The organism is Paenibacillus sp. Marseille-Q9583, assembly GCF_976954365.1.
Genome location: NZ_CDRJTB010000066.1, coordinates 19,273 through 38,078, shown reverse-complemented (window position 1 = coordinate 38,078; position 18,806 = coordinate 19,273). Strand labels below are relative to the sequence as shown.

8 protein-coding genes and 1 pseudogene are annotated in these 18,806 nt (G+C 45.8%); 3 read left to right on the top strand and 6 right to left on the bottom strand.

The window, feature by feature from the left end:
* Nucleotides 1–3,098: pseudogene (locus tag ACWNM1_RS24205) on the bottom strand (hypothetical protein); the annotation flags it as partial.
* Nucleotides 3,099–3,436: 338 nt separating this feature from the next.
* Here ACWNM1_RS24205 and ACWNM1_RS24200 point away from each other — a divergent pair.
* Both ACWNM1_RS24200 and asd read left to right on the top strand, forming a co-directional pair.
* Nucleotides 3,437–4,531 carry a YheC/YheD family endospore coat-associated protein gene (locus ACWNM1_RS24200; RefSeq protein WP_449602939.1) on the top strand — a complete coding sequence of 365 codons (1,095 nt, stop codon included), beginning with the start codon at nucleotides 3,437–3,439 and terminating at the stop codon, nucleotides 4,529–4,531.
* 86 nt (nucleotides 4,532–4,617) lie between these two features.
* On the top strand, nucleotides 4,618–5,409 hold the full coding sequence (asd, locus tag ACWNM1_RS24195; protein WP_042191516.1) for an archaetidylserine decarboxylase: 792 nt from the start codon (nucleotides 4,618–4,620) through the stop codon (nucleotides 5,407–5,409).
* A gap of 73 nt (nucleotides 5,410–5,482) precedes the next feature.
* Here the strand turns inward: asd and ACWNM1_RS24190 are convergent, their stop codons facing one another.
* From ACWNM1_RS24190 to pdxR, 5 genes are all read right to left on the bottom strand, one after another.
* Nucleotides 5,483–12,319, bottom strand: coding sequence for a glycoside hydrolase family 3 N-terminal domain-containing protein (locus ACWNM1_RS24190; RefSeq protein WP_449602938.1), 6,837 nt, complete (start codon nucleotides 12,317–12,319; stop codon nucleotides 5,483–5,485).
* Between the two features lie 695 nt (nucleotides 12,320–13,014).
* On the bottom strand, nucleotides 13,015–14,010 hold the full coding sequence (locus tag ACWNM1_RS24185) for an ABC transporter substrate-binding protein (protein WP_449602937.1): 996 nt from the start codon (nucleotides 14,008–14,010) through the stop codon (nucleotides 13,015–13,017).
* A gap of 220 nt (nucleotides 14,011–14,230) precedes the next feature.
* Nucleotides 14,231–14,974 carry a 2,3-diphosphoglycerate-dependent phosphoglycerate mutase gene (gene gpmA / locus ACWNM1_RS24180; protein WP_449602936.1) on the bottom strand — a complete coding sequence of 248 codons (744 nt, stop codon included), beginning with the start codon at nucleotides 14,972–14,974 and terminating at the stop codon, nucleotides 14,231–14,233.
* Nucleotides 14,975–15,513: 539 nt separating this feature from the next.
* Nucleotides 15,514–16,299, bottom strand: a complete 786-nt coding sequence (locus ACWNM1_RS24175; protein ID WP_042191520.1) for a helix-turn-helix domain-containing protein — start codon at nucleotides 16,297–16,299, stop codon at nucleotides 15,514–15,516.
* A gap of 110 nt (nucleotides 16,300–16,409) precedes the next feature.
* Nucleotides 16,410–17,915, bottom strand: a complete 1,506-nt coding sequence (gene pdxR / locus ACWNM1_RS24170) for a MocR-like pyridoxine biosynthesis transcription factor PdxR (RefSeq protein ID WP_449602935.1) — start codon at nucleotides 17,913–17,915, stop codon at nucleotides 16,410–16,412.
* 143 nt (nucleotides 17,916–18,058) lie between these two features.
* Here pdxR and ACWNM1_RS24165 point away from each other — a divergent pair, with 143 nt between their 5' ends.
* On the top strand, nucleotides 18,059–18,676 hold the full coding sequence (locus ACWNM1_RS24165) for a pyridoxamine 5'-phosphate oxidase family protein (RefSeq protein WP_449602934.1): 618 nt from the start codon (nucleotides 18,059–18,061) through the stop codon (nucleotides 18,674–18,676).
* The last annotated feature ends 130 nt before the right edge of the window (nucleotides 18,677–18,806 follow it).

Below are 18,806 nucleotides of genomic sequence, written 5' to 3'. Positions count from 1 at the left end.
GTAGAATCTACGGATTGTTTTGCCAGCTTATCGCCGGTAATACTGCCTTCTGGTAACAACTCCGAGCTTCGTATTTCTTTGGCTAGATGCACTAAGGTAATTTCACCGTAACCGATATGACGACCTTCTATTGTATCCGGGGCCAGATGACTACCATCCACACTTCCAGGGATTAGATGATTTGAATTTACAGATTCTTTCGCCAGCTTTTCTCTGGTAATACTGCCGTCTGGAAGCAAGTCTGCGCTACGTGCATCTTTGGCTAGATGAGCTAAGGTGATTTCACTGTGCCCGATATGGCGGCCTTCTACTGTATCCGGGCTCAGGTGGCTGCCATTCACACTTCCAGGTATAAGATGATTTGAGTTCACAGATTCTTCCGCCAGCTTTTCTCTGGTAATACTGCCATCTGGGAGCAAGTCTGCGCTACGTGCATCTTTGGCTAGATGAGCTAAGGTGATTTCACCGTGCCCAATATGACGTCCCTTCACTGTATCCGAGCTCAGATGACTGCCATCTACGCTTCCGGCCATGAGATGAATAGAACCTACGGATTCCTCAGCGAGCTTCTCGCCGGTAATACTACCGTTAGGCAGTAGCTCAGAGCTAAACGTTTCTTCTGCCAAATGAGCCAGTGTGATTTCACCATGCTGAATGTGACGACCTTCTACTGCACCCAGCCTCAGATGACTTCCGTCTACACTTGCAGGTACTAGATGAATAGAATCTACAGATTCTTCTGCGAGCTTCTCTCCGGTAACACTGCCTTCTGGCAGCAAGTCGGAACTACGTGCATCTTCGGCTAGATGAGCCAGCTTGATCTCACCATGCCCGATATGACGTCCTTCAATCGTATCCATACATAGATGGCTGCCGTCTACACTGCCCGGTGAAAGATGCTGGGAATCCACAGCCCCTTTGGCCAGCTTAGACCCGCTAATGCTGCCCTCCTGTATTTGAATCGAAGAGATGGAATTAGGAATGATATGACCATTTCCGATGGACAACGGCCGGATATGCGCCCCGCCGATACTTCCCGGATTCATATGTCTGCTCTGAACCGCACTATCGCTAATGGATTTTGAATGAACTGCATTCACAGATAAATGCTCTGCCTGAACTGCCGACACTGCTAATTTACTGGAATCTACGCTTCCATCAGCAAGCTTAGCCGAAGTGACCGACAAATCACTAATTTTATCCGTCGATACACTTTCGGGGGACAGCTTTAACGATGTCACCGCATGATCAGCCAGATGATGTGGCTGCACGGCTCCAGCGGCCAAATGAATCTCTCTCACCGCAGCAGAAGCCAGCTTATCTCCTGAAACTGAACCGGACTGAATCGCCGAAGCAGTCACACTATTTTCTCCAAGATGTCTCCGTTCCACGGCTCCCGTAGCTAAATGATCTTTATCCACCGCAGCGTCCTTTAAAGCACGCCCGCTCACGCTGGCATCGGCCAAATGCTTCTCACCCACAGCACAAAAAGCAATATGCTCACCACTTACCACTTCGCGAGCAATCGTGCTTCCGATGACCGATCCCGCTGCCAGTTTAGCCGAATTCACCCCTCCATCCGCTAACTTGGCAGATGTTACACTCTGTGGACGAAGATGTTCCGCACCCACTGACTCTGAGGCCAGCTTTTCTCCAGTGACAGCATTTGAGGACAGATGATGAGTATGAATAGCTTCATCCATAAGCTGTTCCGAGCCTACCGCTTCCGAAGCTAAATGGGAGTGATTCACAGCCTCACGTTCCAGATGGTTGGAGGAAATGGCTTGCATAGCAATTTGCGGTCCGCGTATAGCGGATTTGGCAATATGTCTGGTGGTTACAGCTTCATCTGCTAGCTTATGTGCGAGTATGCTTTGATCAGCAATCTTCGATGAGGTGACCGCTTGCTCAACCAGCTGTGCAGTACCTACCGCACCCTCCGATAGCTTCAAGAAAGAAATGCTTCGGTCAGCCAAATGGCGGCTCGAAATTTCTCCATCGCCGATATGGGAACCGTGTACGCTTTCTGCACTTAAGTGGATGCTTCTCACCACTTCTGCACCTAGCTGCTTGGAACCAATAGCACCCTCTGCTACATGTGCACCTTCGATCACACCCGGCTGGAGCTGTCCCTTGCCAATCAGCTTGCTGGCAAGCTGCTCTGGACCAATCGCTCCCGGAGCCAAATGTCTGGCAGTGATCAGAGCATCGCTAAGATGGCGCCCCTCAATAACAGCATCAGCCAGCTTGGAGCTGCTTATTTCTCCATCGGCTATAATATCGCCAGATACCGCTGCCTCAGCCAGCTTGGAACGGTCAATACTCCCGTTTGCGAGGTGGCGGCCAGTGATACTGCTACTTCCTATTTTTTCACCAGTAACCGCGCCATCTTCCAGTAGATCCGCCGTAATAATCAGATCGCTCAAATGACGACTCTCTATAGATTTATCTGCAATTTGACCGCCTCCGATAATCCGATCAGCCAGCTTCTCTGGACTAATACTGCCGTTCTTCAGCTTCTCCCCACTGATGGAATGATCCAGCAGTTTACCACCGCTTACGCTACCTTCAGCTAAATGCTCACCCACAATGGATTCAGGCGCGATTTTCGAAGAAGTAACTGCCTTGTCCGCGATATTGATACTCTGCACAGCGTAATCTTGCAGCCATGGTGTACCAATAATGCCGAACTTCAGCTTAGAACCGTCAATGGTGCGTGGAGCAATTTTGGCTCCAGTAACCGCTGCATCTGATAGATCATCTGTATAAACAGGCTGAAACCGTTCTTTCTCGGGAGCGAACCATATGGTTTCAGGAAGATTATCCACCTGTTTCTGAAGCTGCACCTCCACCATAGGCTCCGGCTGCAGGACTGGAGCTGAAATGAGTTCCTCTTGAACTTGAACGGCTTCAGCTACTCCTCCTCCACTTACCTGAACTTCCGCAATCTCTGAATTGCTGACTCCGTCACTGATACTCCCTGAATCCTTAGAGCTGCTTTTGGTATCCAGCATACTCAGTTCCTCTGTATTGGGATTATCTACAAAATAAAGTCGTTTTTGTGGACTGCGCGGCTGCTTTTTTTTGGAACCCCTCACAAGCAGTCTCCTCCTTCCATCTATTGTTTCTCCTAGGCATCATATGCAGCGGTATGGGCTGATGACACCCTTTTGCGATAAGCCCTTTATAAGATTCTGATGAAATTTTCACTTTCTTATATCAAGCAAAAATGCCTTCGGCGTCCTTGTTAGGACGATAAGCGTTTATGTGAGAAATATAAGAATAATGTATAGCGTGAAACTTATACCTTCTTATATTTTTAAAAAAAGGCTTCTGCCGCCGCGCATTCGTCCACCCTGACATGCGGGTACAAACATACAATGACTAGAGTAGTAAAAACGGGAATCACGTGACCGAAGAAACAGGAGGAACAAACATGGGGCATAAGCTCGTTGGAATACTACTAAATGCCGATATGCACCGGGGCGTTCCCCGGCTAAAAACAGGACAGGAGTCTCTATCCAATTATGAAGAGGCGGCCGCTGCATACGGCTTAGTCCCCTGCTTTCTGAAGCTCGCGGACATCGATACAGACTCAGGCTTCAGCGCCGCCTATATAAAGGGATCTCATGGATATAAAAGCGTAGTAGTTCCTACGCCAACTGTCATCCATAACCGGGCCATATACAGCCAGAATAGCCCAGGAATGCAACGTCTGCTGCGGCACCATCCTTTGGTGTACAATACTTGCAATCGATACGGCAAGGATGAGATCCATGAACTGCTTGAGCAGCATGAAGAGCTGCGTGAGGTTATGCCAGCAACAGCTGGCGTATCTGGACTCAAACAAATGATGAATCGTTACCCCGATCTTATTCTTAAACCTTGCCGTGGAAGCATCGGGAATGGGGTCATGCGACTGGTTCGTAAAGGGCCTCAGCGCTGGAGCTTAAATTATCTCTCCCCCTCCATGCGGCGCTGGATAAGTACTCCCGTATATCAGGGGGCGCTGCCAAAAATGCTCCGGGCACGCCTTGCCTCTGTCCCTTATCTCGTGCAGGAACGTATTCCCCTTGCTGAGATTGAAGGACGTCCCTTTGATTTACGCGTCACCGTTCAGCGTGGCTGGGGAGGCGATTGGCAGGTTACCGGTCTCTTTGCTAAACTAGCACCCCCTGGGGGGTTTGTCTCTAATATAGCCCGTGGAGGAGAAGCGTTAAGCTCTTCCTTTGCCCTGGAAAAAGCCTTCTCAAGAGCAATAGCGGCCCATATCCGTATGGCTGTCGAAACACTTAGCCTTGTTATAGCTCGTTGTCTCGAACAAGACCTTCCAGGGCTGGCCGATATTGGACTGGATATAGGTATTACAAAGGATGGTCGCATCTTCTTCATAGAGTGCAATGGCCGCGACCAACGCTATGGATTCCACAAAGCCGGCCTTACGGAGATTTGGAAGGAGAGTTACCGAAGACCTATGGGATACGCACGTTTTTTACTAGAAAAGAACAGCCTCATATATAACAGTTATTGATTTGTCTCCTATTCTATGTCAATATAATGCAGAGCAGATGGCGGCCACATACGACCGTACTGCTGTATTATGGAAGGGAGATGGGCATGGTAAAACAATTGCTGCGGCTAATGACCGAGCTATCCTCGCACCGATGGCTTTCACGGTTAATGGGGTCTTTTTCTCATAGTAGACTCAGCCGTTTTCTTATCCCGGTATTTATTAAGACTTATCAAATCCCCTCCGCCCAAGCGGAGAAGAATCCTGGAGAATATCTCACTCTTAATGAGTTTTTCAGCCGCCGGCTGAAGCCTGGCATGCGGCCTATTGCAACCGATGCTGACGCTTTAGTTAGTCCCGTAGATGCAATGATTACTGCTATGGGTGACATTTCCTCTGGTACGATTATGAATGTAAAAGGGCAGGATTATAAGATCGAGGATCTACTGAATCATTCTCCGCATCTGGAGCTATACAAGAGAGGTTTTTTCTTCGTCCTTTATCTAAGTCCTACGGATTATCACCGGATTCACTCTCCCCTTACTGGACATAAGGTTGAGAGTGATCATATTCGTGGACGAGCCTATCCTGTCAACGATTTCGGCATGCGACATATGAAGGGCGTACTGAATCGCAATGAACGTCTTATCACGTATATCGCCGGAGACTACGGAGAAACCGCAGTAGTAAAGGTAGGCGCGATGAACGTCAGCAGCATCGGGTATACGGATGCTAACGCTACCGAGTGGCAAATCGGCGATGATCTAGCCTATTTCGAGTTCGGCTCCACTGTAGTACTGCTTATGGAGAGCGGTACTTTTACCCCTAGACCCAAGCTTGAGGTCAACACGAAGGTAAAGATGGGGGAATTGCTGGGGACGCTGCATCGGCCGCTTTAGTAAAGCTACGATATAACAAAATAAGGGTATCCCTAACCGATTGAAAATCGGCGCCGGGATACCCTTGTTTTGTTTATTTCACTTTAGAGCTTGTTACGCTAGCATAGTATTCCAGTACATTGTTGATGATCACAGCTGCTTCAGCTCTTGAGGCCGAAGCTGTCGGATCCATTTTTCCACCGCTGCCCCCATTTACAATACCAAGATCTTTGAAGGCATAGACCGCTTCTTTAGCATAACCCGCAATAGAAGCATCATCTGGGAAGTCATGGTTAGTCGCTTGCGGCAATTCAACATTAAGCTTTTTCAATGCATTGAATAGAATTACACACAGGTCCTGACGGCTAATGCTGCTATTAGGAGCAAACATGCCATTACCGATACCATTGATCAGTTGATTAGAAGTCCCAATCTCAACATAGTTTTTATACCAAGCATCTTTCAGAACGTCAGTAAACTGCTTTTGATTCTCGCCCATGCTGAAGTTGAAGCTTTTTACTACCATGGCAACAAACTCGGCACGGTTTACCTTCCCACTTGGATCAAAGCTTCCGTCTGTGCGTCCGCCGATAATATTTCTCTCCACCAGCGCTGCAATCGCAGATTCTGCCCAGCTAGGAATTAGAGTAGCATCTTTAAACTTATTCTTAAGCTCTTGTCTGATTAGCTCCGGTGTCTTCGTTTTTCCATCTGTTATCGGAGACTGAGGCTGCTGTTCTCCAGGTTTTACGACTTCTCCAGGAATCGATGGTACTGAAGGTACCGCTGGGGTAGTCGGTGTTGGTGTACTTGGTTGACCACCAGCTCCACCGCTGTAAGGTTTAACGATCACAGAGATCTGTCCCTTCAGGCCAAGCGGATTAGCTATCCCCTCAGGGAAGACAAGATCCCCCTTGATGGTGTACGTTCCTTCCGTATTCCCGTTATAGCCTTCCTTGTTCCACTGAACAGAAACGACCTTATTCATCCCGGTATTCAGGGTTACTGATACTGAAGCTGGTAGCTCCAGTGCGTCAAAACTGGTACCATAAGCAACGCTTTTACTTGCTAGTGCTTGCACTGCCGTGATTTCCGGTATCGTAATGACCTCCGGCAGTACTTCGATCGTAATGGATGCCTTCAGGTCTTTGGGATTGCTGACACCTTCCAGAGGTACTAGCGCTCCTTTCAGGATATAAGCTCCTTGCTTATCGCTATTGTAACCTTCACTATTCCAATCGATGGATATCGCCTTTGTCTCACCGTTGTTCAAAGTAGCTATGACCGATGATGGTAGCTTCAATCCATTAAATGGAGTGCCGAATGGAACGCTCTTACTTTCCAAATCCTGCACTTTGACAATCTCAGCGACACGAATCACTTCCGGCATTACCTGAATGGTGATGGAAGCTTTCAGATCATTAGGGTTGATCATTCCTTCTTCTAATACCATAGTACCGCTCAGCATGTATGATCCTTCCACATTGCCGTTATAACCAGCAGGGCTCCATTTAACAACAAGTTCCTTCTGCTCATACGTATCAAGCGTTACTGTAACTGAAGACGGCAATTCCAACTTATTAAAAGCGGTGCCAAATTCAACATTTTTGCCCTCCAGCTTCTCAACCTTAGTAATCTGGATAGGTTTAGTGCCTTCTGGCAGTACAACCACTGTAATAGAAACAGTTTGATGGGTACTATTCAACACACCCTCAGGAAGCTCAAAGCTACCTGCCAGCGTATAACTCCCCGCTTTTCCACCGTTGAAATCTTTACTATCCCATTGTACAGGTAAGTGAATTACCTTTTTGTTGCCCAATGTAGCTTCCACTGTAGCTGGTAAATTCAATTCTCCTGCAGCAGTTCCGAACGGCACACTCAGCAGTTGCGGTTGAACAATCGATATAATTTCTTTAGCATGGGTATCTTCTGTCCATTTGGCATAATACACCGTGCTTATGTTCATTACCGTTTCTACGGTTAATGCATTACCAGTCCCTTCTTTATTATCAAACCAGCCAGCAAAAATGTAGCCTTCACGTTCCGGTACCCGAGGTAAGGTGCTTAATGCTTCACCTTTAAATGCGGTTACTTTGGTTGGAGCCGGTGAGTTCAGATAATTCTGATCGAAGGTGACTTCAATCGGATCAGCATAAATGAGTTCAACATATTGTAAATTTGCATTTAATCCGTTAAAAATCATATACACATTTTGTTTTCCAGTCACTTTGGTTCTATCTAGGAAGGTTTCCGCTGTCAAATAATGATCAATGTAAGAATTTCCAGGCGTTTGTTTGGTGCTTGCCATTCCATAATTCCCCCAAGCAGCGCCTGCTTTCTGAGCAAAACTAATGCTTGCAAATTCATTACCAAGTTCAAAAGAACCCCCGCCGCTGTAAGCATCAGCGTATGCTCTTCCTTGTGTAGTAGCTCTTTTAACTGGTTTACCCGTATTGTCAGCCTCGGTATAGAATTTAAAAGATGGAGACGATCCGCCTTCACGGGCATACTGCACTCTTACTTCCACAAGATTAGTCAAGTCAACCTGACCGAAATAAACAAGGTCATTAGAATTGACATAACTCATGGCGTCCGTACCACTTTCGAATCTGAACTGGGTATTCGTTGCATAAATCCATGGTGCATTATAAGGATAGATTCTAATACCGTTCTCTACTTTCAGCGTTTCTCTCGGAGCAATATGGATTGGCATAGACGATAAGCTCAAATCTGTTATAACCGCTTTCAAGGAAGCTATGGCTTCTGCAACAACCTCGTCGTTAATCGGCTCAGCAAGAACAGCCTTAACCTCATCCAGCACAGCGTTGAATTTGAGCTTTTTGTAAGCTGTGTATGCATTCATATCGATATTTTGAGCAGCCTTGATATCCGCATCTAACACCGATGTGTCTACATTGTCCTGCTTCAGCTGGAAGGTTAGCCAGTTCAGGTCAATACCAGCACTTTCAAATACAATTCTAAGGGTATGTTCGCCCGCCGACAGCTGAATATCAGGAATTCTAAAGGTTTTCCATACCCCTTTAGTCGTGGTGAGGTCGAAGGTACCCAGTAGCTTATCGCCATCATAGATGCCAAAGGACATTTGGGCGACATCCGATTGGCTAGAGCGAATTCGTGATGTGACTTTGTACATGCCTTCTTTCTCCACATTTACCTTATAGGAGATGGCTTCTCCCTTACTTGTATTGGTGTAGCATAATCCGCCGTCTACATCATTACTGCTTACTGGCGTGATTATCGGAGTAATTGAGGCAAATTCCGTCTCAGCTACCTTCAATTTAGTATTTTTCCCAATCTTCTTTACTGCCAAAGCTACATCACTGTTGATTCTGACATAATCAAAATCAACAACAAATGGATCTGTAAGATTCTGACTTCCATTAGATGCAAGTAATCCAAACTTCGGATTGGCATAATTCGCAGTTGTACTGCCAAGTGAAATATATTCCTTGCCGTCAGCGCTGACATAACCGGAATAGCTGTTGCCTATTTTTTTCAAACGTAAATATAACTCTTTCTTTTCTCCAAAAATACTGGTGAGCTGACTGGCAGACAGTTGTCCAATGGTAACAGGCTCCGTACCTCCGGTTTCTTTGGTCATACCGATGATCTTGCCGCTACTATATTCATACTTCACCCAGATATAGTTATTGTTATCCTGTGAAGCCGTGATGCCGACGCCGTTATAATTTTGATTTGGCGCTTTGCTCATATTAATTTTCACTGTTGCTTCCCAGTTGCCGAAGGCCTCCTGCTGGAAATAGTTCTTCAAATCTGCATGATCACTCCAGAAGTCACCTCTTTCAGCGATGATTCTCAAATTGCCGAGAGCAGTGCTTAAAGACCAATTTTTGTTGTTTTCTGTATTGGTAGCAGTCTCTTTATTAATCGTCCAGAAGTTGCTTAGATTTGTACTATCGAACTCATCGCTCTGTGGTGTCGTACCAAACTGTATCACATAGGAATTCGCCTGATCGGAGCTGATACATTTGATTGTCACTCTTTTATTGATGAGATCTACGTTAGCCGTCGCTTTTACACCATCATTCGTTTCAAACGTAACTTCAGGTAAGGCGGCCCCGTTACTGAGACCTACATCATAACTGAACCTAGTCTGTGCAAACCCCTCAAGCGGCTTACCATCAATCGAGATATTCTTTAAATAAGCATAGGTCGGATTCTCAAAAATCGGTTCCAAGCCTTCCTCCGAAGAGAAAATAACCTTGTAGATCCGTTTCCCTCCTCCGGCCGAAGCAGTAATTACAGCAGCCGGTCTATCTTTATCGGCTTGTCGTATACTTACGTCTACACCAGCTATCGCCGTAGCTTTGACTTCAGGATAACTGCTAGTCTCAGTCGTTTCACCAAAGGCTTTATAGTCGAGTTTCAATGGATTAAATATTTTGATCTTTTTGCCGCCAACCGTAATATCAGAGAGCTGTGGATCTCCTGATTTGTCCGTATTCACCCGGAACCAATCTCTTCCCGGCGTATAATTGACCACATAATCAATCTTTGCCGTTCTTGCAAAGGCTGGAGATTGCATCAAAAAGTTCGTGATATTCTTGGCAGAACGCTGCAATTCTCCCAGGGTCAGACTGCCGTTAGCAAGCGATGTCACCGTATTAAAGGTACTGTTATTCCGATTCTTATGCGTTTCTGCATAATCGTTCGGAATTACCATGTAAAGGTCATTTTGGGCACGGACCATGGCTTTGCCGTTGGTTTCATCATAACGATTGGTAGTGGCATAGAAGCCCTGATCCTCACTCATCTTCGCCCACCAGTCTGTCATGACAATCCCGTCAAAGCCCCATTCTCCGCGGAGGATGGTCGTATTCAGATCATAGTTACTGGAAGCCCAAGTTCCGTTTACCGGACCATAGGACGTCATCACTGAACGCGCCTTTCCACTCTTCACTGCCATTTCATAACCTTTCAAATAAATCTCGCGAAGCGCTCTTTCAGAGACAAGTGCATTCACAAGATGTCTATCCGTTTCCTGATTGTTCGCTGCGAAATGCTTAATAGTAGGCGATGTACCGTTCTTCTGAAGACCTCTTGTCTGCGCAGCAGCCATGATGCCTGTCAGTAACGGATCCTCTGAAAAATACTCAAAGTTTCTTCCGTTCAGGGGACTTCTGTGGATATTGATTCCCGGTCCAAGCAGCGTATCGATATTATTAATCAGCATTTCTTTACCGAGAAGATCGAACAATCTTTCATTCAGCTCGGTGTTCCACGTACAGGCAAGCATTGTCCCGTTCGGGATACTGGTTGCCTTCTCTGCATTGGTCTCCATCCGGATTCCTGAAGGACCGTCGGCAGCACTGTCGATAGGGAGTCCGAATTTCAGCAGATTTTTAGTGACACCACCAAAAGCCGCAGCGGTTCCGGCAGTAACTTTAGGGCTAGACATCCCTTCCCCTAAAATAATGGCCCCCAGATCGTTGTTGGACAATTGTGCAATGAACTGATCCATAGTCACTTTCTGATTGTATACATCCAATAAGGTATAACCCTTGTCCCCAGTTTGTGGAATGGACGCAGGGAGATTTTGCTTGATTCTTTCATCCAAGTCGGTAGTCCGTGTCGGCACCTTTTCAGTGACAGTGGTAAAAGTACCATTTTCATTCGGTTGTCCTGGTTTGATACGATCAAATTCCTTAGTTGGCGCGAGCGCTTCCTGCAAGGTTTCTACAACCTTCAAAGCATTAAGGCTGTATACTCCTTGCTTTTCGCTGTCACTTACACTGTTGCCTACGTAAATATTATAGTCACCAGCTTCTAGAACATAAGATGAATCATGACCTGTAATTCCACTATCATCATATGAGGCCATATCTTTGGTGTCATATGTGATGGTGATCGACTGTGATTCCCCAGGCTGTAACAGCCGGGTTTTAGCAAAAGCAGCAAGCTCCTTGGCTGGCTTGCCAAGTTTACCTTGTGGTGCACCGTAATAAATCTGTACAACTTCTTTGCCTTCCACCTTACCTGTATTCTGAACAGTTACAGTCACTGCAACCTCATTCTCACCAGCGTTGACATTATCAGTCGTGATCTTGAAATTGGTATAGGACAGTCCGTACCCAAATGGATAGAGCACCTTATCCGGAGCAAAGGTCTCAAAATAGCGGTAGCCTACATAAATATCCTCACTATAAGAATTTTCAGTTTTGCTGCCAAAATGTGCAGTAGAAGGATAGTCAGCAAGTGTAGCTGCAATCGTGTCGCTCAATTTTCCGCTTGGCGTAACGTCTCCGGTCAGTACGTCGGCTACTGCGCTACCGCCTTCCATCCCCCCTTGCCATGTGTACAAAATAGCAGCTTTGGGATAGTTTTTAGCCCATGACATATCGATAACGTTGGCTACGTTCAATACGATGGCCACTCGGTCGAATTTGGCATAGACCCGGTTAAGCATGTCTACTTCAAGGTCTGTCAGCTTATAGGCACCCTTGACGTCCGTATTATCCTTATCTTCACCGGCTGTTCTACCGATGATGACCACAGCTGTATCCGTTTTTGCTTTTGCTGCATCCACAATTTCATCGGTTAAAGGCATTTCTGCCTGTGACCACGGCTCTGCTGCCCAGCCACCACCGCCATTGTTAAAAGGATTCTTTTTGATCCAGTCGGCATAAATCTTCGCCAGATCTTCATTTAACTTGAGACTGGGATTGTTCCGAAGACCTTCCAGAATCCCATTCACATAATCTACCCTTACCGCACCGCCAGATCCTGTGCCTGACTTGTAATAATGCGCTTGTATGCGGCCAAATACCGATACATTTTCACTCATCTTGATAGGGAGCACTTGTTCATTCTCATTTACTTGTGATCCTGCTGGTTTATACTCCGGATTTTGCAGCAGCACAATACCTTCAGCAGCCACTTCTCTGGACACATCCGCTAATCCCGGGAGAGCCTTGGCCAAAACAGGAGAACTGGTACTAGGCGTTATGATTGAGGTTATCAGAATGCAGCAGAATAATATTTTAAGTAAGCGATTACAATTATTCCTCATACTTATCACCATTCCTTTCGATTAAGGTACAGCTTAGGATAATGGGTCATCGTAAAGAGCGAGATTTCAATTAAAAATTTCTAATGCATAAACGTTCGCTTCATAAACCGATAGGATGATTTTACTTTCAGGAAGGAGTTATTCTCTAAGAGCGCTAGCCGCTGTGGAGTAAGGCTTATTCAAGCATCAAGTGTGTTACTGAATAAATCTAAACCGGTTTAGATTTTTCGCATAATTCTTCTAACTCATACTTACAATTTAAAACGTGCGAAAATGTTCATTAATTCCTCCTTTACTTTTTAAACTTACATTGAATACTATCATCAGAAATATCATCCTAACATAGAAAATCCTCATAGATTTATTGAATATACTCATGTATCACAGAATTCAGGTTTTAAAAAATAACTAAAAAGGCTCACTCGGCCGATAACTAAACTTATAAACCGAAGTTATGATGGAGCCATTATAAAACAGCTACATTAAAAATAGCAGGGAGAATCAGCATCGATTAATGCCGAATCTCTCTGCTATAAAAACCAAATGCAAGCTTGTGGACTTTCGTTGAAGTAGAATCATTTTGCAGATAAAAGACTCTCAGTAATGTAATTTAACTGCGCTTCAAGCGTAACGGGATCACTATATGTATCAGCGGTTGGGTCCAGTTGGAATACGTTGCCTGCTTTCACGGCAGGAAGATGCTTCCACAAGGGGTTGTCATAGACGATTTTTGGATCGCTCGTATCGCCAGCCCATGGGCATGTGAATACAATATCTCCAGCAAATTGAGGCAGCTTCTCAAGGGAGATTGTTGCCCAACCAGTGCCGCTGTCTATAGCTTCTTTCTGCGCTTCAGGAGGTGCTTTCAGGCCAAATTCATTATAGATAATTTCTCCACCGCGCCCGTAGCTGTGACCGAATACGAATAGTCCACCGGAAAACGGATTTAGAATAGAAACGGTTTTGCCACCTACAGCTGCTAACACCTTAGGCTTCAATTCTTTGATTTTTTTGTTCCATTGTTCCACCCAAGCTTTAGCTTCGGCTTCTTTCCCCGTTAATGTACCGAAATCAAGCATTTGATCTCTGATAGTTTTTGCACCGTATTGAATGGCTACTACTGGCGCTATTTCGGCCAGCTTGTCGAGCTCTTCCATTCCGGAGAATACAACAATAAGATCAGGGTTCAGCTCTAAAATGTGTTCAAGAGATGGTTCATCTCCAAGGCCTTGAACGCCTTCCAGCATTCCTTCAAAGTAGGGACTGTTTAAGACACCATTCATAACACCAACCGGTTTAATACCTAACGCCAGGAAGTATCCAGTGTCGAAGGCGGTTAAATCGACAATCCGTTTCGGATGTCTGGGTACTTGAATATCTCCGTTACTTGCTTGATATGTAACCATGTCCACTTCGCTGGATGAGTCATTGCTGTTTGATGAAGATACAGCACTCTCTGTCCCATCTACTGAGGAGGTGGTATGCTCAACGGCTTGTCCGCAAGCTGCTAGCAGTAACGTTATAACCAAAGTAAACACAATCAATAGATAAGTTTTTGGAGATTTAAACAAAATAAATTCACTCCAATCGACATATTATATAATGATATTGATAATCATTATCAATATAACTATATAGTATTATTCTATTCTTGGCAATGGAGATTGCGTTAACATCTACTGTATGTACCTTTTGGACATCTACTACACACTAAAAATAAAAGGACAGCCCCATGGCTGTCCCTTAATCTTTTCAAGTCATTATATGCTCTCTTTACACCTGCTACGCCTATTACACATGTCCCTGCTTAGCAACATCACGTGCCTTGGCTGCAACCTGTTCCGGATCGCCTAAATAAAAGCGGCTGATTGGATTAATGTCCTCATCCAGTTTGTACACGAGTGGTACTCCTGTAGGAATATTGAGCTCCAGCAGTGCTGCCTCATCAATATCTTCCATAAATTTGATCAACGCTCGCAGTGTATTGCCATGGGCTGAAATGAGCACCCGTTCCTTTTTACGTACAAGGGGAACGATGCGGTTTCTCCAGAAATCACCCACACGATGAACAGTATCTTCCAGACTCTCGCCTCGCGGAATATCCTCCGGACGAATACTGCTATAACGAATATCATTTCTGGCATACCGAGGATCATTAAGCTCAAGCAGTGGAGGCCGAACCGATAAACTTCGTCGCCAGAGATGCAATTGTTCTTCACCGTATTTTATCGCCGTTTCACTTTTACTAAGTCCCTGAAGTGCACCATAATGCCGTTCATTCAGCTTCCAGGACTTTTGCACAGGAATCCACAGCAGATCCATTTCATCGAGAATATAGTTGAGTGTTTTGATCGATCGTTTGAGTACCGATGCAAAAGCTAGATCAAACGTATATCCTTCATCCTTCAACAGCTTGCCAGCAGCCTTGGCTTCTTGGATACCTTTCTCGGTTAAATCCGGATCACTCCAACCCGTAAACAAATTCTGAACATTGTACTGGCTTTCCCCATGACGTATAAGCACGATTTCGTACATTTTTTCTCTCCTCCCACCTATAGCTCTGGAATTCTGTCACATGTAATTTTTGCGATGCATTACAAGAATAATACTCTCCTTAGTAATAACCCATTCACTAAAATAAAGTACTTCATACAATAGTTCACCGTGATAATCTTTAGTATGGGCGTTTTTTCGCCAATGGAATGTAAGATATGCAACAGAATGCAAAATACCCTCACAGGAATTTAATCTATTGTATCAAATATACATTCTTATATTTCAAAAAAACCGGAAGCCTGTTGGCCCCGGTTATTTAAAGTCTTTGGTCATATCCAGCGATTATATACCTGCTCAGTTTAGAACCAGCTATCTATGGCAAAAGCACTCGATTGTTTTAATCTTCTCAAACGGTTTCTAAAAAGCCCTGCGCCTCCACTTTTACAATCGGTGTTGCAGATTCGGCGTCTGATCATCATCCCATGCGTCTCCCCTTCCAAGAAGTTATGTAAATTCTCTGTAAACGAAACTGCAAAGTATTTACCCTTGGATGAAATAACTGAAACAACGAATGTGAATCAGCGGATCTCAGATGGACTTTTTCCGGTATACTGCTTGAACTGACGGCTGAAAAAGAAAATGTCACGGTATCCAAGTGCATCCGCTACCTCAGTAACATTCATCCCAGCGTAGAGCAGCAAATGCTGAGCACGCTCAATCCGAGCTCGAATGACATAAGATTGAACGGAAGAGCCAGTAAGCTCCTTAAACTTAATTGAGAAATACCGAGGCGACAGCCCTGCACGTGCAGCAAGATCCTCTACGCGATGCGATATCCCGGGATGTTGGCTCACATAGTTCGCTATTTCGTGAATAATCTCTGTTAAATGGTTGCTAGCATAACGTTCTACAGGCTTCACTCGGTCCTCCCTAAGCAGATGAATCATTAGTTGCTTTAGAACAAGCTGCCCTTCTTCCTCAGCCGCGTACGTATCCACTAGGAACAGCCGGACGTAACGAGCAAGCAGATGCTCAAATTCAACGGTTTCTGCAAGTACGCGATAGGGCAGCGGAACATCCGTCACCTCTCCGGTGACATCAAAATGAATATATGTAAGGACAAGTGGTCTTTGCGGATTATGAGTAGCGCTTGTATGGTCACCCGGACGGAACAAGAAGCAGCTCCCCTTGCCCACTTGGAAGGGTTCACCGTTACGAATAACCGTCCCTTCCCCGCTCCATACATAGAATAAATCATAATTTTGCAGCGACTTCTCTCTTTTTTGCCATTTCCAGCTTGGTTCGCACACAATCTTCGCCAAGGCAGGCAATATAACAAAAGAGGATGGCGATGCGTGCAGCATAACGTTCCCTCCCAAAAGTTTTGTTAGCATAATCTACTTGAGTTACTCCGCAAAACTCACTTCGTAAGCATTCACTTCGTTTTGCTTCCCATCCCCACCATCATAACTTGTCATGTTGCACTTTGTACATCTTCCCACGCCAAAAGCAGGCGCTTTATTCCTTCCTCCAGCTCCACAGCATTCAGATGGGCAAAAGCAAAACATGCGGCTGGCTCCCCCGGCGAAACTTGATATAACGCCACATCTCTGAAATCCGTGCCGCGCCTGCGCGCTGCCGCCCGGAATGCTACGAACTCTTCTCTAGTGCGTAGCCACCGCGCATATACTTGCAGCCCCGCATCGCCAGGCAGCAGCTCAAACAGCTCATTAAGCTGTTCTGACAGCATCGCCCTAAGGATGCGACCGCGTTCACCATAAATGCGGGTCATCCGACGCAGATGACGGCCATAGCCACCGGTATTCATAAACCGTGCCAATGCCCGCTGTTCCAGCAGTCCGACTGGTAAAGGCTCATATAGCGCCTTAGCGGCGATCGTCGGCTTTACCAGAGAGGGTGGAAGCACAGCAAAGCCAAGCCGAAGGCCAGAGAACATTGTGTTTGAAAAGGAGCCAATATACACGACCCGTTCTCCACGATCTAGCGCTTTTAATGGCTCGATTGGACGTCCCGACCACCGAAACTCACTGTCATAATCATCCTCAATGATTACCGCTTCATGTCGCTGCGCCCATTCCAGCAAGATACGCCTCCGTTCCAACGGCAGCACCACACCTGTAGGAAATTGGCGACTTGGTGTAACAAACAACAGACGCGCATCCCAATCCTCAGGAATTAGACCGCTATCATCCAGCTTTCCTACCAGCAATCGTCCCCCATTGATCTCTACCGCTCGGCGAATCCCATGGAAACCCGGATCCTCGACAACCGCTTCGCCCCCTGCATCCAGCAGCAGCTGGGTCAAAATAACGATGCCTTGCATCGAACCGCTAAACAACACGATATGCTCTACATCCGCACGAATCCCGCGGGTAATCCGCAGATGCGCAGCGATAGCTTTGCGAAGCCCTTCATCTCCTTCGGGAGGACAAGTGCTTTGCAGCAAACCGCCTTCTTTCCCTCCAGCATACGTTAGCGCACTGCGCCATTCAGCGTAAGGAAAGTGCTCCATCCGCATACCACCGCTAAGGAAGCTTACAACATTCTTGCTATGCTGCTCATACAAGGGTGTCGGGCGCCTGAGTAGTCGTTCTCCCCATGCCGAAAGTGGGATCGTTCTCTCAGATGCAGGGCCTCCCCCAGCATCATCTGCCACCTCACCCAAAGTCACATTTTCACGCTTATTATCTCCAGAAGCTGAAACAAAGCTATCTTTTGATACGAATGTCCCCCGTCCAGTCACAGTCCTTACATAACCATCAGCGAGCAACATTTCATACACCTGCGAGACCGATCCGCGCGACAAGTCATAGTGCATAGCCAGACTTCGTGTAGACGGCAGCTGAGTGCCACCCGGGAGAGTTCCCTCCAATATTCCAGCGCGAAGTGCATGATATAACGCTAAATATTTGTAGCGGTGTATCGCCAGATATTGATCGAATGCCAGCGTAATATTCATTGTTTCCCTCCTTGGCCAGCAAGTGGTCCATTAAAAACTATCTTAATTGGTCCTTTTTAATTGTCAACTACTCTACTATTCTTGAAAGAACATCTACATCGGAGCAAATGCTCTACACTATTAAGAAAAAGGACGTGATCCCTATGCGCAGAAAAGAATTTCAAGTAGATCAGGAGGAAGAATTGATCTCTTTTCTAGACGGAATGAGCTTCGGTTTTCTCGGTACAAGCGATGAACAGGGGCTACCGCGGGTGACACCGCTGAATTTTGTATATACAGATGGTTGTTTCTATTTCCACGGTAGTCATGCTGGTGGCAAAATGAAGGCGATCCGCAATCAGCAGAAGGTGTGCTTTACCGTAGCGGATGAGTATGCACTGATTCCGTCTTATTTTAGCGATCCAGAGATGGCCTGCCCAGCAACCGCATATTTTAAAAGTGTTACCGCCTATGGCATAGCCGAGCCCGTCGAAGACATTAGCGAAAAAGCCATCGTACTCTCCTTATTTATGAAAAAACTCCAGCCCGAGGGCGGCTATAATCAGATAGATGCTGAGGACCTTAAATACCGTCCCCGTCTAAAGGGTGTCGCGGTAGTGCGCATTACCCCAGATGAGATCACGGCGAAGTTTAAGTTTGGGCAGAATCTAAAAGAAGAAGGACGTTCCGGGGTCATTTCCGGCCTATCTGAAAGAAATCATCCACGTGATGAAGAAACCATTGAAATGATGAAAAAATACTGCCCCTACCACTCCGAATAATAGATAAGGATAAACCAGTTTCTCGTTCAAAATAAGCGCTACGTATAGTGTAAAACTTAAACTTCCTTAAATTTTAAAAAAACGTATCTTTCCAAGTGACGGTTGCAAGTGGCGGTGATATAATGTTAGG